Annotated in this window: 21 protein-coding genes, 2 tRNA genes and 3 pseudogenes; 18 read left to right on the forward strand and 8 right to left on the reverse strand. The window is 58.9% G+C overall.

Features of this window, described 5'->3' with window-relative positions; genetic code table 11:
* The first annotated feature begins 88 nt into the window (after positions 1-88).
* From DXA70_RS14250 to DXA70_RS06070, 7 genes and pseudogenes are all read left to right on the forward strand, one after another.
* Positions 89-526 carry a hypothetical protein gene (locus tag DXA70_RS14250; protein ID WP_243001156.1) on the forward strand — a complete coding sequence of 146 codons (438 nt, stop codon included), beginning with the start codon at positions 89-91 and terminating at the stop codon, positions 524-526.
* Positions 523-1,116 carry a hypothetical protein gene (locus DXA70_RS14255; protein ID WP_243001157.1) on the forward strand — a complete coding sequence of 198 codons (594 nt, stop codon included), beginning with the start codon at positions 523-525 and terminating at the stop codon, positions 1,114-1,116. The genes DXA70_RS14250 and DXA70_RS14255 overlap by 4 nt, the downstream gene beginning before the upstream one ends.
* Positions 1,117-1,288: 172 nt before the next feature.
* Positions 1,289-2,089 (forward strand): aspartate dehydrogenase domain-containing protein, encoded by an 801-nt coding sequence (locus tag DXA70_RS06050; RefSeq protein ID WP_128117895.1) that lies wholly within the window; start codon positions 1,289-1,291, stop codon positions 2,087-2,089.
* Between the two features lie 17 nt (positions 2,090-2,106).
* On the forward strand, positions 2,107-3,003 hold the full coding sequence (locus DXA70_RS06055; protein ID WP_128117896.1) for an NAD(P)-dependent oxidoreductase: 897 nt from the start codon (positions 2,107-2,109) through the stop codon (positions 3,001-3,003).
* 217 nt (positions 3,004-3,220) lie between these two features.
* The gene (locus tag DXA70_RS06060; RefSeq protein WP_128117897.1) at positions 3,221-4,069 is read left to right on the forward strand and encodes an amino acid ABC transporter substrate-binding protein; all 849 of its coding nucleotides are present in this window, start codon (positions 3,221-3,223) and stop codon (positions 4,067-4,069) included.
* Positions 4,070-4,112: 43 nt separating this feature from the next.
* Positions 4,113-4,758 (forward strand): annotated as a pseudogene (locus tag DXA70_RS06065) (amino acid ABC transporter permease).
* 15 nt (positions 4,759-4,773) lie between these two features.
* The gene (locus tag DXA70_RS06070) at positions 4,774-5,556 is read left to right on the forward strand and encodes an amino acid ABC transporter ATP-binding protein (RefSeq protein WP_128117898.1); all 783 of its coding nucleotides are present in this window, start codon (positions 4,774-4,776) and stop codon (positions 5,554-5,556) included.
* Positions 5,557-5,625: 69 nt separating this feature from the next.
* On the opposite strand, the gene DXA70_RS06075 is transcribed toward DXA70_RS06070, so the two are convergent.
* The 4 genes from DXA70_RS06075 to DXA70_RS06085 all read right to left on the reverse strand — a co-directional run bounded on the left by DXA70_RS06075 (position 5,626) and on the right by DXA70_RS06085 (position 8,473).
* The gene (locus DXA70_RS06075) at positions 5,626-7,116 is read right to left on the reverse strand and encodes a DUF1846 domain-containing protein (RefSeq protein ID WP_128117899.1); all 1,491 of its coding nucleotides are present in this window, start codon (positions 7,114-7,116) and stop codon (positions 5,626-5,628) included.
* 35 nt (positions 7,117-7,151) lie between these two features.
* Positions 7,152-7,574, reverse strand: coding sequence for a hypothetical protein (locus DXA70_RS06080; RefSeq protein WP_128117900.1), 423 nt, complete (start codon positions 7,572-7,574; stop codon positions 7,152-7,154).
* Between the two features lie 84 nt (positions 7,575-7,658).
* On the reverse strand, positions 7,659-7,877 hold the full coding sequence (locus tag DXA70_RS15355) for a hypothetical protein (protein WP_347553502.1): 219 nt from the start codon (positions 7,875-7,877) through the stop codon (positions 7,659-7,661).
* Positions 7,811-8,473 carry a YoaK family protein gene (locus tag DXA70_RS06085; protein ID WP_347553503.1) on the reverse strand — a complete coding sequence of 221 codons (663 nt, stop codon included), beginning with the start codon at positions 8,471-8,473 and terminating at the stop codon, positions 7,811-7,813. Before DXA70_RS06085 ends, DXA70_RS15355 begins: the two co-directional genes overlap by 67 nt.
* A 221-nt stretch (positions 8,474-8,694) precedes the next feature.
* Between DXA70_RS06085 and DXA70_RS06090 the strand changes: the two genes are divergently transcribed.
* Positions 8,695-9,522 carry an RNA methyltransferase gene (locus DXA70_RS06090; protein ID WP_128117901.1) on the forward strand — a complete coding sequence of 276 codons (828 nt, stop codon included), beginning with the start codon at positions 8,695-8,697 and terminating at the stop codon, positions 9,520-9,522.
* 179 nt (positions 9,523-9,701) lie between these two features.
* Here DXA70_RS06090 and DXA70_RS06095 read toward each other — a convergent pair whose 3' ends face one another.
* Together DXA70_RS06095 and DXA70_RS06100 are read right to left on the reverse strand one after the other, a co-directional pair.
* Positions 9,702-10,253 (reverse strand): DUF4364 family protein, encoded by a 552-nt coding sequence (locus tag DXA70_RS06095; RefSeq protein WP_128117902.1) that lies wholly within the window; start codon positions 10,251-10,253, stop codon positions 9,702-9,704.
* Positions 10,254-10,307: 54 nt separating this feature from the next.
* Positions 10,308-11,242, reverse strand: a pseudogene (locus DXA70_RS06100) (S1 RNA-binding domain-containing protein).
* A gap of 190 nt (positions 11,243-11,432) precedes the next feature.
* On the opposite strand from DXA70_RS06100, the gene DXA70_RS06105 reads away from it, so the two are divergent.
* The 6 genes from DXA70_RS06105 (at position 11,433) to DXA70_RS06130 (ending at position 16,532) form a co-directional block, all read left to right on the forward strand.
* Positions 11,433-11,621, forward strand: coding sequence for a DUF951 domain-containing protein (locus DXA70_RS06105; protein WP_022257080.1), 189 nt, complete (start codon positions 11,433-11,435; stop codon positions 11,619-11,621).
* Between the two features lie 53 nt (positions 11,622-11,674).
* Positions 11,675-12,769, forward strand: coding sequence for a peptide chain release factor 1 (gene prfA / locus DXA70_RS06110; RefSeq protein WP_128117903.1), 1,095 nt, complete (start codon positions 11,675-11,677; stop codon positions 12,767-12,769).
* 58 nt (positions 12,770-12,827) lie between these two features.
* Complete coding sequence (locus tag DXA70_RS06115; RefSeq protein WP_128117904.1) at positions 12,828-13,853, forward strand: L-threonylcarbamoyladenylate synthase; 1,026 nt, start codon at positions 12,828-12,830, stop codon at positions 13,851-13,853.
* Entirely contained in the window at positions 13,850-14,479 is a 630-nt protein-coding gene (coaE, locus tag DXA70_RS06120) for a dephospho-CoA kinase (RefSeq protein ID WP_128117905.1), read from the forward strand. Before DXA70_RS06115 ends, coaE begins: the two co-directional genes overlap by 4 nt.
* Positions 14,476-15,042 carry a lytic transglycosylase domain-containing protein gene (locus DXA70_RS06125; RefSeq protein ID WP_243001159.1) on the forward strand — a complete coding sequence of 189 codons (567 nt, stop codon included), beginning with the start codon at positions 14,476-14,478 and terminating at the stop codon, positions 15,040-15,042. The genes coaE and DXA70_RS06125 overlap by 4 nt, the downstream gene beginning before the upstream one ends.
* Positions 15,043-15,128: 86 nt before the next feature.
* Entirely contained in the window at positions 15,129-16,532 is a 1,404-nt protein-coding gene (locus DXA70_RS06130) for an aminopeptidase (protein ID WP_128117906.1), read from the forward strand.
* Positions 16,533-16,609: 77 nt separating this feature from the next.
* On the opposite strand, the gene DXA70_RS06135 is transcribed toward DXA70_RS06130, so the two are convergent.
* On the reverse strand, positions 16,610-17,440 hold the full coding sequence (locus DXA70_RS06135; protein WP_112114812.1) for a polysaccharide deacetylase family protein: 831 nt from the start codon (positions 17,438-17,440) through the stop codon (positions 16,610-16,612).
* A gap of 173 nt (positions 17,441-17,613) precedes the next feature.
* On the opposite strand from DXA70_RS06135, the gene DXA70_RS06140 reads away from it, so the two are divergent.
* The 4 genes from DXA70_RS06140 (at position 17,614) to spo0A (ending at position 20,245) form a co-directional block, all read left to right on the forward strand.
* Positions 17,614-17,694, forward strand: a tRNA-Leu gene (locus DXA70_RS06140).
* Between the two features lie 226 nt (positions 17,695-17,920).
* Positions 17,921-18,000: transfer RNA gene (locus tag DXA70_RS06145), tRNA-Leu, on the forward strand.
* A 144-nt stretch (positions 18,001-18,144) separates the two neighbouring features.
* A complete protein-coding gene (gene spoIVB, locus DXA70_RS06150) occupies positions 18,145-19,329 on the forward strand; it encodes a SpoIVB peptidase (RefSeq protein WP_243001161.1) in 1,185 nt (394 codons plus the stop codon).
* A 154-nt stretch (positions 19,330-19,483) separates the two neighbouring features.
* Positions 19,484-20,245: a sporulation transcription factor Spo0A gene (gene spo0A, locus DXA70_RS06155; protein ID WP_199522855.1), complete on the forward strand. Its 762-nt coding sequence runs from the start codon at positions 19,484-19,486 to the stop codon at positions 20,243-20,245.
* A 59-nt stretch (positions 20,246-20,304) separates the two neighbouring features.
* Here spo0A and DXA70_RS06160 read toward each other — a convergent pair.
* Positions 20,305-20,545: pseudogene (locus DXA70_RS06160) on the reverse strand (IS3 family transposase); the annotation flags it as partial.

The raw sequence follows: 20,545 nt of genomic DNA on the forward strand, positions 1-20,545 counted from the left end.
GAACCATGAATATTCTTGGGAGCCTCCGGGTAAACTTTCCCCAAAAGCCTCCGCCTGATCAGGGCGGATGGAAAGGGGAGCGTAACAAATGAAACTGAAACACACGGCGCTTTGGAGCGGAGTGGTGGCAGCGGCGCTGCTGCTGACGGCCTGCGGCAAATCGAATTCCGGCTCCGGCAGTATGAGCTCGTCCGGCATGAGCAGCAGCACCGCCAGCACGGCTCAAAATGGGGCCTGGAAAACCGGCCTGGGAGTCCTGACCGAGACAACGGACGACCACCGCACAGGCAAGATCAACCTTGTGGCGGCGGCTGTCCTGCTGGACGGTGAGGGGAAGATCATCGACGTGACCTTTGATGAGCTGGAGAGCACCCTCTCTGCCGATGGCAGCGGGGTGCTCTCCATGCCTACGGATTACCGCACCAAGCGCCAGAAAGGGGACGATTACCCGTTGGCGGCGCCTCCGGCATCAAAAAAGGGTGGACGGAGCAGGCGGATGCCTTTGCCGACTACCTCAAAGGGATGACAGCCGAAAAAGTTGCCAAGCTGGAGACGGAGGAAGACGGGAAGCCCAAGGATGCCGACCTGCTTTCCAGCTGCACCATTGCCATTGACGGTTACCGGGACGCCGTTGCGAAAGCCTGCGCCAACGCCGAGGCGCTGGGTGCCGCCAAAGGCGACCGGGTCTCGCTGGGGATTGAGGCAGCCAACGCTTCTTCGGACGTGACGGCCACCGATGACAAAGATGTCAACGCGCAGGTGGATGTGACGATCGTGGCCCTGACCACCGATTCCGATGGCCGGGTGACCAGTGCCATCGGGGATATGGCGGAGCCCGCCCTGACCGTGATGTCGGACGGCAATGTCATGGCTCCGGACGCCGTGAAAACCAAGCTGGAGCAGGGCGACAGCTACGGGATGCGGGGTGCTTCCTCTCTGGGTAAGGAGTGGTACGAGCACAGCGAGGGCTTCTGCTCTTACCTTAAGGGAAAGACCGCTGCAGAGATCGCAAAGCTCCCGACGGATGGCTCGGATGCGGACCTGGCTGCTCTGTGCACCATTGATGTGACCGAGCTGCAAAAAGCCGCCGCCAAAGCGCTGGAAGAAGCAAAATAAAGGATGATTTTTGAAGCCGCTCTGCAAAGGGCGGCTTTTTGCGATGTTTTGGAGAAAACTTTGGCAGAATGCTCGAAGTTGCGGCGTGCACTTTGGATAGAATGCCAGCCAAAGAAATGGTATACTAAATATGATACGGCCATTGGGCCGGAACGGAAAAGGAGAAACGAACATGAAAACGAAATTTGGCATCGTGGGCTGCGGTTTCCTGGGCAATATCGTGGCAGACGCCTGGAAAAACGGTCTGTTGGAGGATTATGAGCTGGTGGGTGTCACCAGCCGTACCCCTGCTTCCAGCGAGAAAACTGCTTCCAACGTAGGCTGCAAGGCCTGTGCGGATGTGGAAGAGCTGCTGGCATTGGAGCCGGAGTACATTGTAGAGACGGCTTCGGTGGAGGCGGTCCGTGCCATGGCCACCCCGGTGCTGCGCCGGGGAGTCAACCTTGTGATCATTTCCATTGGAGCCTTTGCGGATCTGGATTTCTACGCACAGGTGCAGCAGGCCGCCCGGGAGGGCGGGGCAAAGGTGCATCTGGCCAGCGGCGCCATCGGCGGCTTTGATGTGCTGCAGACCGTTACCCTGATGGCGCGGGCCCGGCAGCTGAGTGAGACGGCAGGCATCGAGACGCACACGGGGGCCAAGGGCTTCCGCAACACGCCGGTGTGGGCCGACCACCTGCTGACAGATACCGAGAAGACAACGGTGTTTACCGGCAACGCCAAGCAGGCCATTGCCACATTCCCGCGCCGGGTCAATGTGGCGGTCGCTACCTCGCTGGCCACCACGGGCCCGGAGATCACCGGCGTGACCATGCACTCGGTGCCGGGCTGGGTGGGCGATGACCACCGCATCACGGCCGAGATCGAGGGTGTCAAGGCAGTGGTGGACATCTGCTCCAGCACCAGTGCCATTGCAGGCTGGAGCGTTGTCTCCCTGCTGCGCAATCTGGCTTCGCCTGTCTGCTTCTATTAAAAAGGAGGAACTTTGCCATGTTTGAAAAACTGGTTGCCATTGAGCCCGTCAGCCTTATCCCGTCCGCTGAAGAAAAACTGCATGATTATGCTAAGGAAGTCGTCCTTTACCGGGATATTCCGGCGGATGACGAAGAGATCGTCCGCCGCATCGGGGACGCGGATGCCGCCCTGTTGAGCTATACCTCCCGCATGGGCAAAAATGTCATTGAGCGCTGCCCCAACCTCAAGTACATTGGCATGTGCTGCAGCCTCTACTCGGAGGAGAGCGCCAATGTGGACATCGCATATGCCCGCCAGCACGGCATCAAAGTGCTGGGGATCCGGGATTACGGCGATAAGGGCGTGGTGGAGTATGTGCTCCACGAGCTGACTGGGCTGCTCCATGGCTTTGGAATGCCCATGCTGCGGGACGAACCGGTGGAGATCACCGGCCTGAAAGTGGGCATCGTGGGTCTGGGCGTTTCCGGTAAAATGATCGCCGATGCACTGGCCTATCTGGGGGCCGAGATCTCCTACTACAGCCGCACCCGCAAACCGGAGGCCGAGCAGCAGGGGATGCAGTACAAGCCGCTGGCTCGGCTGCTGGCCGAGAGCGAGGTGGTGTTTACCTGCCTGAATAAAAATGTCCTGTTGCTGGGCAGGGAAGAGTTTGCCCGGCTGGGTGCGGGAAAGGTGCTGTTCAACACTTCCATCGGCCCCGGCTTTGATTCTGAGGCTCTGGAAGCATGGCTGGACCAGCCCGGCACTTATTATTTCTGTGACACCCGCGCCGCAGCCGGCCCGGTGGCCGAAGGCTTCTTTGAGCGGCCCAATGTCCACTGCGCCAATGTCTCGGCAGGCCGCACCAAGCAGGCCTTTGTGCTGCTGAGCCAGAAAGTGCTGGCCAACATTGAGGCGGCGCTGGCAGAGTAACCCCGCGGTACTTGTGCAGATTCACCGCCATAAGGGCAGAATGTCCCTCTCAAACCGTCAAACTGCGAAAAAACGCGTTTGCCTCTTGCAAAACGGAGGCAAACGCGTTATTCTATAGTCACAGTTTAACAATTTAGCATGGTAAAGCGGTGAAACGAAGCCGCCCGCCCCGATCGTACGGGGCTGGTGCCATGGGACAATGAGAGGGGAATATCTTATGAAACGAATCGTATCTGCATTTCTGGTCGGTGCCATGGCACTGAGCCTGGCTGCCTGTGGTGGTGCTTCCAGCACGGCTGCTTCTTCCACGGCTTCCAGCGCGGCGGCTGGTTCTGCCGCTGCTTCCGCTGTCTCGGACGCGGACAGCGACCTGGCCTACCTCCAGTCCAACGGCAAGATGGTCATTGGCTACACCGTGTATGAGCCCATGAACTACACCGATGCTGACGGCAACTTTACGGGCTTTGACACCGAGCTGGCAACCGCCGTCTGCGAGAAGCTGGGTGTGGAGCCGGAGTTCGTGGAGATCAACTGGGACACCAAGGAGACCGAGCTGGCCGCCAAGAGCATCGACTGCATCTGGAACGGCCTGACCCTGACGGATGACCGTGAGGAGAACATGGCCTGCACCAAGCCCTACGTCAAGAACGCACAGGTCGTTGTGGTCAAGGATGGCACCGAGTACACCTCCACCGCAGACCTCGTGGGTAAGACCGTGGTCGCCGAGGCCGGTTCCGCCGGTGAGACCACCATCCAGGAGGACGAGAACCTGGCACAGGCCGATTACGTTTCCAAGAGCGTCCAGACTGACTGCCTGATGGAAGTCGCCGCCGGCACCGCCGACGCTGCTGTGCTGGACCTGACCCTGGCTTCGGCCATGATCGGCGAAGGCACCGATTACGCCAACCTGAAAATGGTGGACGAGCTGAACGTGGAAGAGTACGGCGTGGCATTCCGCAAGGGCAGCGATGTGGCCGCCGCTGTGGACACCGCCTTTGACGAGCTCAAGGCCGATGGCACCATGGGCGCTCTGGCCGAGAAATATGGTCTGACTCTGGCAGAGTAAAAACCGAACGTACGTTTGAATTGATGGGTGTGTATTTGTGGCTGTGATTCTTGAGCGCCTTTCCGGCGCGTTTCTGCTCAACTGTGAGCTCTTTTTCTGGACACTGGTGTTCTCCCTGCCGCTGGGGCTGGTGGTGGCGTTTGGCTCCATGAGCCGCTGCGCCCCCCTGCGGGGGGCCGTCAAGACGTTCGTCTGGATCATCCGCGGCACCCCGCTGATGCTTCAGATCATCGTCATCTATTTAGCCGGGCCTGATGGGCTTCAATAATCCCTGGCCCTCCGGCTCCAATGGCCGTCTGGTGGCGGCGGTGGTGGCTTTTGCCATCAACTACGCCTGCTACTTCTCGGAGATCTACCGCGGCGGCATCGAGGCGGTGCCCAAGGGCCAGACTGAGGCCGGGCAGGTGCTGGGCATGACCAAGACCCAGATCTTCTTCAAGGTCACATTGCTGCAGGTGGTCAAACGGATCCTGCCTCCCATGGGCAATGAGATCATTACCCTGGTCAAGGATACCTCGCTGGCCAACACCATTGCAAACAAAGAGATCATCATGATGGCAAAGGAATACAGCGCAAAGGGCCTCATCTGGCCTCTGTTTTCCACCGCGATCTTCTTCCTGGTCTTTGTGGGAGCCCTCACGCTCCTGTTCAACTGGGCTGAAAAGAAAATGGACTATTTCCGCTGCTGAGGAGGGCGAAACATTATGGCATTACTCGAAGCCTCCGGCATCGGGAAAAATTTTGAGGACACCAAGGTCCTCAAGGACATTTCACTGACTTTGGAAAAAGGCGAGGCGCTGGCGATCATTGGTTCCTCCGGTTCTGGCAAAACCACGCTGCTGCGCTGCCTCAACTTTCTGGAGCGGCCGGATACCGGCGTCATCAAGGTCAACGGTGAGACCATGTGGGATGCCGCCGACCCCGCCACCCAGCGGGAGAGCGAGATCCGCAAAAAGCGGCTCCACTTCGGCCTCGTGTTCCAGAACTTCAACCTCTTCCCGCAGTACACGGCCCTGCAGAATGTAATGTTGGCCGGAGAGCTGCTGGCAAAGGAGCGGCCGGATTATAAGACCAACAAAAAGGCCATCCACGCCGAGCTGGAAGCACAGGCCAGAGAGCTGCTGGCCCAGATGGGCCTCTCGGAGCGGGCAAACCACTACCCGCACCAGCTCTCCGGCGGCCAGCAGCAGCGCGTGGCCATTGCCCGCGCGCTGGCTCTCCACCCGGACATCCTCTGCTTTGACGAGCCCACTTCCGCGCTGGACCCGGAGCTGACCGGCGAAGTCCTCCGGGTGCTGCGAGACCTGGCCGATCGGAAGACCACGATGATCATCGTCACCCACGAGATGCACTTTGCCCGCGACGTGGCAGACCGCATCCTCTTTATGGATGGCGGCGTGGTGGTGGAAGAGGGCCCTGCCAAAGAGCTCATCGACCATCCCAAGGAGGAGCGCACCAAACAGTTCCTGGCACACTATTCCGAATAAAACGCATCAGAAAAGCCCGTTCCGTGAAAGCTTCGCGGAACGGGCTTTTTGTGTCATAGGGGAGGAAAATCAGCGCTTGTGGTACTTGCGGTCCTCTTCCTCATAAACCGGCTCACAGGTCAGGTACATGCCCAGCCGTTTGATGGTATCGGTGTCCACACTGGACAGGATGACGGTCGAGTGCATGTCGCAGCCTTTCAGCTTGGAGAGCTGGCGCAGGGCCTTGGCGGCAGTCTCGTTCTCGGCAGCCGAGCTGGAAAGGGCAATCAGGATCTCGTCGGTGTGCAGGCGGGGGTTCTTGCTGCCCAGATAATTGGTTTTCAGGGTCTGGATGGGCTCAATGGCGCGGCAGGAGACGAGGTCTTCTTCCTGGTCGATGCCGGCCAGCTTCTTGAGGGCATTCAGCAGGGCAGAGGAAGCAGCACCCAGCAGAGGGCCGGTCTTGCCGGTGACAACGGTACCGTCCGGCAGCTGGATGGCGGCAGCGGGAGCACCGCCGGTCTTCTCAGAGATAGCGTGAGACTGCTGCTCTACCGGGCGGCTGCCCACGGTGAGGCCTGCCTGATTGAGGAGCAGTTCCAGCTTGAACAGCTCACTGCTGGCGTTTCCGCTGACTTTCTGGTCGCACAGGGCCTTGAAGTAGCGGCGGACGATCTCATTGCGGGAAGCCTCGCGGCAGACAGCATCGTCCACAATGCAGTTGCCGGCCATGTTCACGCCCATGTCGGTGGGAGAGTGGTAGGGGCTCTTGCCCGCGATCAGCTCAAACATGGCGTTGACCACCGGGAAGATCTCAATGTCGCGGTTGTAGTTGACAGCGGTCTTGCCGTAGGCCTCCAGATGAAACGGGTCGATCATGTTCACATCGTTCAGGTCGGCGGTAGCGGCCTCGTAGGCCAGGTTGACCGGGTGTTTGAGGGGAATGTTCCAGATGGGGAACGTTTCAAACTTGGCGTAACCGGCCTTGACGCCTCGCTTGTACTCGTGGTACAGCTGGGACAGACAGGTGGCCATTTTGCCGCTGCCGGGGCCGGGGGCCGTGATGACCACCAGCGGGCGCTGGGTCTCGATGTACTCGTTCTTGCCGTAGCCCTCGTCGCTGACGATGCGGGCCACATCGTTGGGGTAGCCGGGGATCTTGTAGTGGCGGAACGTCCGGATGCCCAGCCCGTTGAGCCGCTGCTCAAACTGCTCCACCTCGGGGGCGGCGGTGTACATGGTGATGCAGACACTGCCCACAAACAGGCCAACGCCCTGGAACGCGTCGATGAGGCGGAGCACGTCCAGATCATAGGTGATGCCGTAATCACCGCGAACCTTGCTGCTGATGATGTCCTCCGCGCTGATGACGATGACGATCTCCGCCTGGTCTTTCAGCTGGAGCAGCATCTGCAGCTTGGAATCCGGCTGGAAGCCGGGCAGCACGCGGGAGGCGTGGTAGTCATCAAACAGCTTGCCGCCAAACTCCAGGTAGAGCTTGTTGTCAAACTGGGCAATGCGCTCCCGGATGTGCTGGGACTGCATGAGAAGATATTTATCGTTGTCAAAGCCTTTTTTCATTCGTTGACCCCTCTTCCTGTTTCAATAACACAATGTTAATAGTATACCACACCAATTACGGCTCTGCAATTGGATTCTGCGAGAAAATGACAAAAACCGCAGCCTGCCTGCATAAGACTGCAAGTGGACTGCGGTTTTGAAAATCGGTCAGACGCGCGGCACGGGGGAGGGGATGTTCTCCCGCTCACAGACGGTCTGGATGAATGCCCGTACCTGGGGCAGCTCCGTTTCCCGCCTGCGCAGCCTGCGATCTCGCCCACGGCCATGGTGCCCTTGGTGGCCTCCTCTTTGGTGGTAGCGCGGCCGGACTTCTGGGCCACTTCCTCGGGGCAGGAGCAGATCGTTTCGCCGTTGACCAGGTAGATGCCGTTTTCACACTCGGTTTCTGTGGCAGCCCGCACCAGAACGATGGGATTGGAGGCATCCAGTATGATATTTGTAGAATACGGAATTTTCATCACATCCATTCCCCGGAAGAATGGATGCAAAAAGGCCGCCCATCCCCCGGCGGGAGGAAAAAAGCGGCCATTTGAAAAATAGATTCAGTTTTTGTGTTCCAGCGTATCGCGGAGAGCCTCGTGCTCCTCGTGCAGTTCCTCTTTCAGCAGGTGGTCGATCTCGCCTGCTTCCTGCCGGATCTCGGCAAGGTCCTGCTCAATGGCGGGGTTGTCCTCCAGATCTTCCCGAATGAACATCAGCGCGAAGCAGATGACCAGCAGCAGGCAGGACCACCAGATGGCCCGGGTGGCAAAATGCTCCACGGCCACCCAGCCAAGGCCCGCACCCACGCCAAACAGGAAGATGATGTCCAAATAATGGAAACTTTGCGCAGGGCTTTGGGGTCGTGCTTGACGATCCAGACAGCCAGAGCTTCCATGCCGCTGCGCATGTTGCCGATGCACATGGTGCTGGCATATGCATAGCCGTTCACCTTGCGGAACGTCTGTACCTGCATGGCGCAGGAGAACGAGACGATGGCGTTGGCCAGCAGGTTCAGCTCCTGCGGGAAAAATCCCACGCTGAACAGGAGCAGGATCTCTGCCAGAACGATCATCTGCCGCCAGTGCAGGGCTTTCAGGCTCTGGAAGTGTTCCCGGAACAGTTCCGCCGCCAGGATGCCGGAAGCGAAAGCGACCAGCGGGATCAGGTAATGAAGCGCTGTGAGAAAATCTCCGGTAAACAGGTGCTGGCTCAGCAACACGATGTTGCCCGTCTGGGCATTGGCGTAAACCTTGCCGCGGAAAAAGTAGGTATATGCGTCCTGTAAGCCGCCTGAAAGGGACAAAAACATGGCCGTGACGAACGATTCCGACATCTGGCCGTGCAGCAGGCGCTTGGACGCCGAGCTGGTCTGCATGGAGTATTCCACCTCTCTTAAATTTCAAAGACTGCCGCCGCAAAAGGCAGCTCCTTTATTATAAGCACATTCGGCAAAAAGCACAAGATAGATTCCGGGGTATGGCTGACATGTGGAAATGATATGCCAGCCAAAGGCGGACTCTGCATTTTTGCATTCTGGAGCCGGATGTGCTAGAATAAGGCCACACAATTCTGAACAATGCCAAAGGAGAGCATCCTATGCCGAATATCATCGAGATCACCGATTTTCACGCCCCGGAGTTGGACCCCTACGCCCGGCTGACCCAGAACCAGCTGCGCAATCGTCTGGAGCCGGAGAAAGGCATCTTTATTGCCGAGAGCCCCAAAGTTATTTCCCGGGCGCTGGATGCAGGCTATCAGCCGCTCTCCCTTTTGATGGAGCGCAAACAGATCACCGGTCCGGCGGCAGAGATCCTGACCCGCTGCGGAGATGCTCCTGTTTACACGGCGGATCGAGAGCTGCTGGCGGCTCTGACGGGCTTTGAACTTACCCGGGGCGTGCTCTGCGCATTCCGCCGTCCGGCAGCCCGTTCCGTGGAAGAACTCTGCAAAAATGCCCGGCGGGTGGCTGTTCTGGAGGGCATTGTGGATTCTACCAACGTGGGGGCCATCTTCCGCAGTGCAGCGGCCCTCAACATGGATGCCGTCCTCATCAACCCCTCCTGCTGTGACCCGCTCTGCCGCCGGGCGGTGCGGGTGAGCATGGGAACTGTCTTTCAGGTGCCCTGGGCGCAGATCGGCCAGACGCCCGCCGACTGGCCGGAAAAGGGAATGGAGCAGCTCCATGCGCTGGGCTTCAAAACGGCTGCCATGGCCCTGAGTGACCGTTCTGTCAGCATCGACGACGAACAGCTGGCCAAGGAACCCAAGCTTGCCATCGTGCTGGGCACCGAGGGCGACGGCCTGGCCTGCTCCACCATTGCCGCCTGCGATTACACGGTCAAGATCCCCATGTCCCACGGGGTGGACTCCCTCAATGTGGCGGCAGCCAGCGCCGTGGCGTTCTGGCAGCTGGGAAAGCAGTAAGAGCCTTTATTTCTCTTTTTTGCCGGGCAGAACATGGGCTTTGAAGCCTCCCACAGGGCGACGACCCGCTCCCGGGGCAGGTAATAAAAGTAGAAAAATTAACAAAGAAAAAAGACCCTCGCCTTACAGCCCGGCCTATCTTAGGCCGCTGCGGCGGGGGTCTTCGGTTCCTGCAAAAATCAGTTTTTTTCTTCGGTCAATTTGGTAATGAGCATCTGATAGATCTCATTGCCTTTCAGGATGAACTGCTTTTTGACCAGCTCGGCGCTCAGACGGTCCGGGGTGCCCAAATCCAGGCAGAACAGCTCCTGGTCCAGCGCTTTGACCGTGCAGCGGACGGAACAGTGCCCATCCTCTTTTTCGGTGATGCGGGCACTGTACTCTGCCTCTTTCCGGGCCCAGGTCTGGGCGCGCAGCACGGCAGCCACCGCTCGCTCCCGCACACTGCGGGGCAGATCGTAGGCCAGCTCCTGCGCTACCTTGCGGCCTTTCTCCGTGATGGCGTAGCGGTCGTTCTGCAAAGTGACAAGGCTCTGCCGGGTAATATCGTCCAGACAGGAGCCGATCTCAAAGTAATTGACCAGCGCTTCCTCCATCAGGGCGTTTTCGATCTCCGTCCGGGTAATGGGCCCGGCATTCTTGACCAGATAGCACAGCAGCAGCCGGATCTCGGTGCTGTTCGTCAGCCCGCCGGGACGTACTCCGGCAGTAAAAGCATCGTTGGCGGCCATCGTTCACACATCTCCTCTGGTTTTATTTTCTATTCCACCCTAGTATAAAGGGTTTCAGGCCGGATTGCAAGCCGCAACCGCAAAATCCGTCTCGATCCGTTTGTGGCTCTCCGGGGTGGAGTAGAGCCAGTGATTCAGGTGCCCCTCCGTGATGAAATACCGCAGCTCAAACCGGTGGCTCTGGCTCAGGCTGTGGTTGACGATGACCAGCTTGATCTTCATTTTGTCCGGGAGGATATTTTTGATGTAGACACTCACAGGCTGGCCGGGGTGCAGGTCGGGGCAGCTTTCCGCCAACCCGGCCAAGTTGGGCGCGATCTCAATAAAGGTGCCGTATTCCTCCACGCTCCGCACGATGCCCACGACCGTTTCCCCTACGGTAAAAGCGGCGGCGTTCTCGGCCCAGGTGCCCAGCAGCTCCCGGATGGTGAGCACGAACCGCCCCTGTACATCCCGGCTCTTAATGGCGCACAGAATCTGCTGCCCTACGCTGACCCGGTCAGCGGGGGAAGAAATGCGGCTGACGGACATGCAATCAATGGGCAAAAGGGCGCTGATGCCGCAGCCCACATCACAAAACGCGCCAAAGGGTTCAATATGGGTCACGGTGCACGGCAGGATATCGCCGGGCGTCAGGGTGTCGAGATACTCCGCCTTGCACATCCGCTGGGCCTCAGCCCGGGAGAGCCGGTAGAACGGCTGGCCGCTCTCATCGGTATCCAGAGATCAATGATAAAACAGGTGGGGCGGCCCACCCGTGTCAGCACGGCAATATCCCGCACCGAGCCGTTTTCCGCTCCGTCGGCACACTGGGCAAAGGGCATCACCGCTTTGGTGCCGCCCAGCTCAAAGCGGAGCTGCCGCTGGGTATCAAAGGCGAGGGCGGTGCTCTGCAAAATCTCGCGGTTGGCCATGGCGGCCCGCAGCTCCGCGGGGGAGAGGCGGTTAGCACTGCGGTAGTTGCTTTCGGTTCTGAATGTTTGCATCATCTTTCATTCCTCTTTCTCTTGTGTTTTGCCTGCGGTCCGGCTGGTGGCACCAGGCTGGTACACCATATGCGCAGCCGGCAGCAGATATTTGCATTTTGCACGAGTTTGGTTTATACTATATCTGTATGCGTGGGGTTGTGCCCCGCCCATACGGCCTGTACCACTTTGTACAAGCAGGAGGGATACACTTATGGACATTGCAGTGGGAGATACCATCCTCACCCGCAAAAAGCACCCCTGCGGCGCTGCAAGCTTTGAGGTGCTGCGCGTGGGCATGGATTTCAGGATCCGCTGCACGGGCTGTGGCCGCGAGGTCATGCTGCCCCGCGCAAAAATTGAAAAGAACATCAAAAAAGTCATCAAACCGGGCACGGTGTAGCGCCTTGCAGCTGTCAGCACATTCGGAAATTGTTGTAAGGAGAACTGCCCAATATGCCAAAACTGTTTTCCCAAATGGAGGCGGTCAGCCACCGGTTTGAGGAGCTTTCCATCCGCCTGAACCAGCCGGAAACGGCTGCAGACCCGGCGTTGTTCCGCCGCCTGATGCAGGAGTACCACGAGCTGGAGCCTGTGGTGGACGCCTACCGGAAGCTGGTTACCGCCAAAGATCATCTGGAACAGGCCAAAGCCCTGCTGGAGGGGGAGACCCTCGATGCGGACTTTAAGGAAATGGTACAACAGGAACTCGGCGAAAAGAGTCAAGAAGTGGCGGAGCTGGAAAATAATCTCAAAATTCTGCTGCTGCCCAAGGATGCAAATGACGAAAAAAGCGTGATTTTGGAGCTGCGCGGCGGAGCCGGCGGCGAGGAAGCGGCCCTGTTTGCCCACAGCCTGATGCGGATGTACAGCATGTACGTCCAGAGCCGGGGCTGGGAGTGGGAAGTGCTCAACCTCAACGAGACCGAGCTGGGCGGCGTGAAAGAGGCCATCATCGCGGTGAACGGGCGGGGCGCCTACAACCGCCTCAAATATGAGAGCGGTGTCCACCGAGTGCAGCGAGTGCCGGAAACGGAGACGCAGGGCCGCATCCACACCTCCACGGCAACGGTAGCCGTAATGCCCCAGGCCGAGGAAGTGGATTTTGCGCTGGACATGAAAGACCTCCGCATTGATACATTCCGCTCTTCGGGTGCCGGCGGCCAGCACATCAACAAGACTTCCAGCGCCATCCGTGTGACACATCTCCCCACCGGCATGGTGGTAGAATGCCAGAACGAGCGCAGCCAGTTCCAGAATAAAGATAAGGCCCTTGAAATTCTGCGCAGCCGCCTGCTGGCCCAGAAGCAGAAAGAGCAGCAGGACGCCATCAACGCCAACCGGCAGGGGCAGGTGGGTACCGGCGACCGGAGCGAAAAGATCCGCACCTACAACTTCCCGCAGGACCGCTGCACGGACCACCGCATTGGCCTGACGGTCCATAATCTGGACAAGATCATGGACGGCAATCTGGATGAGGTCATCGATGCGCTTGCCATGCGCGAGCAGGCTGAAAAGCTGCGCCAGCTGGACACGCAAAGCGATAGATAATACGCACGAAACGGTGTAAAGAAACTATACTTTACAGTAGAAAAGAGCGATGATTTGTATGAAAATAAAAACAGAACTTCGCCCGGCGGATGCGGCAGGCATCGCCCGCGGCGCAGAGCTTCTGCGGCAGGGAGAGCTGGTGGCTCTCCCTACGGAAACGGTGTATGGTATTGCGGCTGACGCCCGCAACGGGGAAGCCGTCAAAAAAATCTTTGTGGCAAAGGGACGCCCGCAGGATAACCCCCTCATCGTCCACATTGCAGGCCCGGACATGCTGCCCGGCCTTGTCAGTGAGGTGCCGGAGCGTGCCCAGCTGCTGATGGCGGCGTTCTGCCCTGGCCCCCTGACCATCATCATGCCCCGCGGCCCGGAGGTGGCAGCGGAGTGCTGTGCCGGTCTGGATACCGTGGGCATCCGGATGCCCAGCCACCCGGTGGTGCAGGCCATCATCCGGCAGAGCGGCTGCGCCTTTGCAGCTCCCTCGGCCAACCTCTCCGGCAAGCCCAGTCCCACCAACGCGCAGGATGTCTTTACCGATATGGATGGCCGCCTGCCGCTGATCTTGGATGGCGGCGAGTGCGCGGTGGGCGTGGAATCCACCGTCATCTCGGTGGTGGGCGAGAAGCCTACCCTGTTCCGCCCCGGTCATATTACATTGGAAGAGCTGGAACGCGCCCTCGGCGAGGAAGTGGAAGTTTCCAAAGCCATCCTCGAAAAGCTGCCGGAGGGCGCTGTGGTCCGCAGCCCCGGCATGAAGTATAAACACTACGCCCCCAAGGCGGATGTGACCCTGCTGGAGGGCAGCTTTGAGCAGTTCAAGGCGTATTTGGACGCCCACGCCGACCAGAACCCCAGCTGCCTCTGCTTTACCGGCGAGGCCGAAAAGCTGGGAGTGCCCTGCGTGGAGTATGGCCGCGAGGGCGATGGTGCCGACCAGGCCAAGCACATCTTCCGGAGCCTGCGGGCCCTGGATGAGCAGGGAGATTCCGTGGTCTATGCCCGCTGCCCCCAGAAAGACGGCCTCTCCATGGCTGTTTACAACCGCCTGATCCGGGCGGCGGCATTCCGGGTGATCAAGCTATGATCACGCTGGGCATTACGGGCCGCAGCGGCTGCGGCAAATCCACGGTCACGTCTATTTTTGCTGCACACGGTGTCCCGCTGGCCGATGCCGATCAGATGTCCCGGGAGATCTTGCTCCCGGGCTCGCCATTGCTGCCCCGGCTGGCGGAGCGGTTCGGGGACGATATCCTCCGGGCGGATGGCACGCTGGACCGCCGCCTGCTGGCAGACCGAGCCTTTGCAACGCCGGAGGGCAAGCGGGCGCTGGATGCGCTGACCCACCCGGAGATCCTCCGCCGCATCCGGGCAGCGAAACAGGCGGCGCAGGAAGCTGGAAACCGCCTCTTTGTGCTGGATGGGGCTGTCATTGTGGGCACGGAGGCGGAAGCGGAATGTGACCGGTTGGCGGTCGTGACCGCTCCCTTTGCCACCAGTGTGGCCCGCATTGCGGCCCGGGACGGCATTTCACCGGAGATGGCTGCCCGCCGCCTGAATGCGCAGACACCCGAAGAAACACTGCGTGCCCATGCGGATTACGTCCTTTGCAACGACGGAGCGCTGGAGGCGCTGGAAGCTTCCGCCAACACACTGTGTGAGCAGCTGCTGGCTGAGGCGGCCGGGAAAGACGGGGTGGCGCGTCCATTTTGAAAAAATTGATGAAAGCTCTGGTGCTTCTGGCGCTGGTGGGGATGGTGGTGCTCTCGGTGCCGTCGGTCCGCCGGGGCGTGGAGCGGCAGCTCTACCCCCGCAAATATCAGGCCCTTGTGGAGCAGTGGGCGCAGGTCTATCAGCTGGACCCGTTGCTGGTCTACTCGTTTATCCGCACGGAGAGCGGGTTTGACCCGGATGCCACCTCTACCGTAGAGGCCCGGGGCCTGATGCAGATGACGGAGGAAACATTCCTCTGGCTGCGGAGCAAGATCGCCCCGGACGAGGACCTGACATTTGGTGACCTCTACGACCCTGCCGTGAGCATCCGGTTTGGCTGCTACTACCTGCACCTGTGCATGGAACGCTACAGCAACGATGTAGCCACGGCAGCGGCTGCCTACCACAGCGGCTGGGGCACGGTGGATACCCTGCTGCAGATGGAGGAGCATTCCTCCGACGGGCAGACCCTGAAAGGCTTCCCGTACAACCAGATGCACCACTATGTGGAAAAGATCACCGCCTGCTACGGCGTGTACACCCGGCTTTACGGCACGCCGTGAGCCGGACAAAATTTGGTAAAACCGGCAGGGAAGACCCGCTGGTTTAAAATATCTAGGATAGAAAACAGAAAGGCAGGAGAAATTCTATGGCAGAAAAAACTCCGACCCAGCAGCTGGCCGAAAAGCTGCTCTATACCCCCGCTTACGCGGCGGACAAATCCGCAGATGTCAAAAAGGCAGCCGCCGATTTTGCAGAGGGCTACCGCAAGTTCCTCGATAACGGCAAGACCGAGCGCGAGGTGGCCGCTGAGAGCGAGCAGATGCTGAAAGACGCTGGCTACCAGCTGTTTGACCCCAAAAAGACTTACGCCCCCGGTGATAAGGTCTACTTCATCCAGCTGAACAAGGCTGTTGTGGCTTCCACCATCGGCACCCGTCCCTATGAGGAGGGCTTCCACCTGGTCATTGCCCACACCGACAGCCCCCGCCTGGATCTGCGCCCCAACCCGCTGTACGAGTCCGACCATTTCAGCTATTTCAAGACCCACTACTATGGCGGCATCCGCAAGTATCAGTGGGGCACCATGCCGCTGGCCATCCACGGCGTGTTCTCCCGTGCCGACGGCACCACCGTCAGCGTGAATGTGGGCGAGGACGAGTCTGATCCCGTCTTCTGCATCACGGACCTGCTGCCTCATCTGGGGGCTGAGCAGAACGAGCGGAAGCTGAGCGAGGGCATCAAGGCGGAGGAACTCAACATTCTCATCGGCTCCGAGGCTGTGGAGGATGCCGACATCAAGGAGGCCGTCAAGCTCAACACGATGATCCTCCTCAACGAGAAGTACGGCATCACCGAGAAAGACTTCACCCGCGCTGAGATCGAGGTCGTGCCCGCTTACAAGTGCCGTGACGTCGGCTTTGACCGCGCCCTGCTGGGCGCCTACGGCCACGATGACCGGGTCGATGCTTACCCCGCTCTGATGGCGGAGATCGAGACCAAGAACCCCGCGTTCACCACCGTCTGCGTCCTGACCGATAAGGAAGAGATCGGCTCCGACGGCGTGACCGGTATGCAGAGCATGTACGTCTTCCACTTTATGCAGCAGCTCTGCCGCGCCGCCGGTCAGGATGACATCATTGCATTCCAGAACAGTGTCTGCCTCTCTGCCGACGTGACCGCCGCTTACGATCCGTCCTGGGCCAGCGCCTTTGAGCCCAAGAACGGCACCTACGCAGGCCGCGGCATCGCCCTGTTCAAGTACACTGGCAGCCGCGGCAAGAGCGCTGCCAACGACGCTTCCGCCGAGCTGGTGGGCTATGTTACCCGCATGATGGACGAGAACGACGTGGCATGGCAGATCGGTGAGCTGGGCCGTCTGGATCTGGGCGGCGGCGGCACCATTGCCAAGTATGTGGCAAACCGCGGCATCCCCGTCATTGACATCGGCGTGCCCGTGCTCTCCATGCACTCTCCGTTCGAGATCATCCACAAGACCGACCTGTACATGGCTTACCGTGCATTCGTCCTGTTCAACCAGGCAGCACAGTGATCTGATTCTAATAGAATAAGGCTCAATGAAAACGCCCCGGAACGTCTGCACTGCAGACCCTCCGGGGCGTTTTTGCGCTATGGCAGCGGCACGACCTGCTCCACCGTACAGAATGCAAACCCGTTATCTTTGTACCATGCAATGATATCCGGCAACGCTTCCGCCGTAGTGCGGGTAGAAGAGGAGTCGTGCATCAGAACAATACACTGTGTCTGCTCGCCCGTTTCCCGCACGACATTGCGAAAAATAGTGCTGGCACTGGGCTTGCCGCCCACAGCATCCTCCGCGCAGACGTTCCAGTCTACCCACTGGTAGCCTTTCTGCTCCACTTCGGATTTTAATTGTTTCATCAGCCCTTTTCCGCCATAACGGCGGCTGACGGTATTGGTGCTTCCGCCCGGAAAGCGCAGATATCGAATGCTTTCGGCGTTGATGTAAGGACTGACGCGCTGTTTCAGCAGGGCGATGTCCTGCCAGTAGGCATCAGAGCCGCGGTAGATGTCGCTGTATTCGTGGGAGGCAGAGTGGAGCGCGATTTGGTGCCCGGCGGCGGATGCTTCCGCCAACAATGGCAGATATTTTTCGTTGTAGCCCGTGGCAACGACAAAAAATGTCGCTTTGACCCCTGCATTGTTCAGAGCCTCCAGCACTGCGGGCGTTGTTTTGCTGGGGCCGTCGTCAAAAGTCAGGCAGACCCATTTTTCGGGTGGTGCAGGCGGCTGTGAGACGGCGGGCTCAGAGCTGGGGGCAGGTGTGAGGAATTCCGTGTCCGGCACCGGGGTCAAATCGTTCTCCCGGCAGCCAATGAGCGGTGCCGCACCAAAGAAATTCCCGAGGCCAAACCCAAGCGCCGTGCCCAAGAACAACAGTGCTGCACCGAGCAGAAAATTCTTTTTGGAAAACCGCATCTCCAAAATCCTCCTTTGTAAGTTGTTTCTTGTTTCAAAGGGTCTTTTATAGGATATGAGCACCAAAAAAATCTATGAAAAAGCTTGACTTTCCAGGAGCAATATGATAATATACTCAAGCAGTCCGCACAACGGTTTCAACCTCAAAACCGCAGGACGCACCACCGATGTATGCGAAGGTGGCGGAACTGGCAGACGCGCACGTTTGAGGTGCGTGTGGTTTATCCTTGGGGGTTCAAATCCCCTCCTTCGCACTAAAGACCAGAACACATTGTGTTCTGGTTTTTTTGTTGTGCGGAGGAGAGGATTTGAACAGCACGGCCACGCCGTAGGCGGGGCAGTAAACAACAGCCCAGTGGGCTGTTTACGAGTGCGCTGGTTCTGGAAAGTCAGGAACGTCTACCGGGGGAAATAGGGGAATCGTGCGGCAAATGATTGACATTTTACATGAATCTTGCTAAACTAATCAAGTTGGTATGTGCGGAAGTGGCGGAACGGCAGACGCGCTGGTTTTAGGCACCAGTTCTTCGTGAGTGAGGGTTCAAGTCCCTTCTTCCGCATAAAGACAGATGAGCTCATCAGCTTTGGCTGAGGGGCTTTTTTTGTTTATAATTCGCATTTCTTTTGCACATACTACCCCCAAACCGCAAAAGGGGGCAAAACGCGTGGAAGAGCAGAACCGCAGGAGCGGAAGAGGACGGCGGGTGAAGCTGGCAGCAGTGTATCTGCTGGCGGCGCTGGCCGCCGCGCTGGGCTGGCTGAACGCCTGCCTGCCGGACCGCGTGTACCTGGAACCTGAGCAGGCCCTTGTGCTGCCCCGGTTTGGCTGGGTGGAGCCGCTGCGCCTGCACGGGAGCCAGAATGTTGTCAGCACCCGCGCGGTGGGCAGCTACCAGACCACGCTGGCCCTGGGCGGCTGGCTGCCCGTCAAGACCATCCGCACGGTGGTGACAACACGCCCCAGCGTAACCGTCTGCGGGACGCCCTTTGGGGTCAAGATGTTCTCCGAGGGGGCGCTCATCGTGGGCTTTTCCGATGTGGACCGGGCAGATGGCGGTACCGCTAACCCCGCCAAGGCGGCGGGCCTGCACCTGGGAGATCGGGTGGTCTGCATCGGAGAAACCGCCACAGAAAACAATGACGCCGTGAAAGCTGCGCTGGACGCGGCACAGGGAGCGGAAGTGGAGGTCATCTATATCCGCGGCGGGGAACAGCTGCAAACCACCCTGACCCCTGCCTGGGACGCCACGGCAGACCAGTGGCGGGCCGGGATGTGGGTGCGGGACTCCTCGGCAGGGGTGGGGACCCTGACCTTTGCCGACGAGAAAAAGGGCGTGTTCGCAGGGCTGGGCCATCCCATCAGTGACAGCGATACCGGGGAGAGCATCGCCCTGCGCAGCGGCGAGATCGTGCCCTGCCAGATCACCGGATGCAGCAAGGGGACGGCAGGCAGTCCCGGAGAGCTGAAAGGCCGCTTCCTGAGTGCCCACGCCATCGGCACCATCCGGATCAATGGGGAAAACGGGGTCTACGGCAGCACCCGCGCCCGGTTTGCAGGCCAAAAGATGGAGGTGGCCTTTGCGCAGGAGGTGGAGGCTGGGGACGCTGAGATCTGGACGACCACCTCCGGCGAGACGCCCCGGGCTTACCGGGTCAAAATTGAGAAGATCAGCGATGCGGACCCCCGCCGCAACATGGTCCTCCGGGTGGTGGACCGGGAACTGCTGGCCCAGACGGGCGGCATCGTGCAGGGGATGAGCGGGAGCCCCATCGTGCAGAACGGCCGCCTGGTGGGGGCAGTCACCCATGTGCTGGTCAACGACCCCACCCGGGGGTACGGCATCTTTGCGCAGACCATGCTGGAACAGGCAGAACGGGTGACCGAGTAAAATCTGGGAATTTATAGCAAAATAAATAAATCCAAAACGACATTACTTTCCTAAATATGTCAAAAATAACCATTGAAAAGAATGGAATAATATGGTAAAATATAAATCGTTAAGGGAACTGCACAGATTGAAGCACACATTGGAGGAAAGTACGATGGATAAAGTGAAATTTTTGATGTCGGATACCAGTGCAGAAGTCACGGCAGCCTGCCGCGAGGCGCTGGAGCTCAAAGGCGTCGAGGTGACGGTCGTGGAGAAAGACGGGCTGAAAGTCCTGCAGAAAATGCTCGCAGTGCGGCCGCAAGTGGTCCTGCTGGATGCATTTATGCCGGGGCTGGACGCGTTGGCCGTCAAACAGAAGTACAATGCCGCCGGGGAGCGCCACACCGCGTTTTTTGTGACAGGTGCGTTCCAGAGTGAAGAAATGGTGCAGGAACTGCTGGATGAGGGCTTCGCGTACTATTTCGTCAAGCCGTTTGACGAAAATGTTCTGGCCAGCCGGGTTCTCAAGGTGGCCCTTGGCCACGAGAAGCGCGTTCTGGTGCAGACCAGCGTGGACAGCGACGAGCTGACCGTTACCGAGATTTTGCACCAGATCGGTGTCCCTGCCCACATCAAGGGCTACCAATTCCTGCGGGACGCCATCCTCCTGACGATGGATGAACCGGATTACATCAATGCCGTGACCAAGCGCCTGTACCCGGAAATCGCCAAGAAAAACGGCACCACCGCCAGCCGGGTGGAGCGCGCCATCCGCCATGCCATCGAGGTGGCGTGGGACCGGGGTGACGTGGATACCCTGAACAGCTATTTCGGGTATACGATTCATAACCTGAGAGGCAAACCCACGAACAGCGAGTTCATCGCAATGATTGCGGATAAGATGCGGCTGGATAAGCGGCAGAGAGTAGGGTAAAATAAAAAACGGCCATAGCCGTTTTGAAATGAACCCCAAAAGTTAGACAAAATTTAAAATCAAGCAACCTGAACGGTCTGAATCCTGTATTGCACAGGCTCAGGCCGTTTAGTTTTAATTTGATTCGGCAGTTGTTGTAGTAATCGATATACTCAACAATGGCCTTTTCGAGCTGTTCAACGGAATCGAATTTTTCCAAATAGAACAGTTCCGTCTTGAGCAAGCCAAAGAAGTTTTCAGCAACCGCATTATCCAGACAAGTGGCTTTCCGGGACATACTTTGTGTAATGCCTTTCGCTC

The sequence above is a fragment of the Faecalibacterium sp. OF04-11AC genome, from assembly GCF_003460645.1.
GTDB classification, from domain to species: Bacteria; Bacillota; Clostridia; order Oscillospirales; family Ruminococcaceae; genus Faecalibacterium; species Faecalibacterium prausnitzii_I.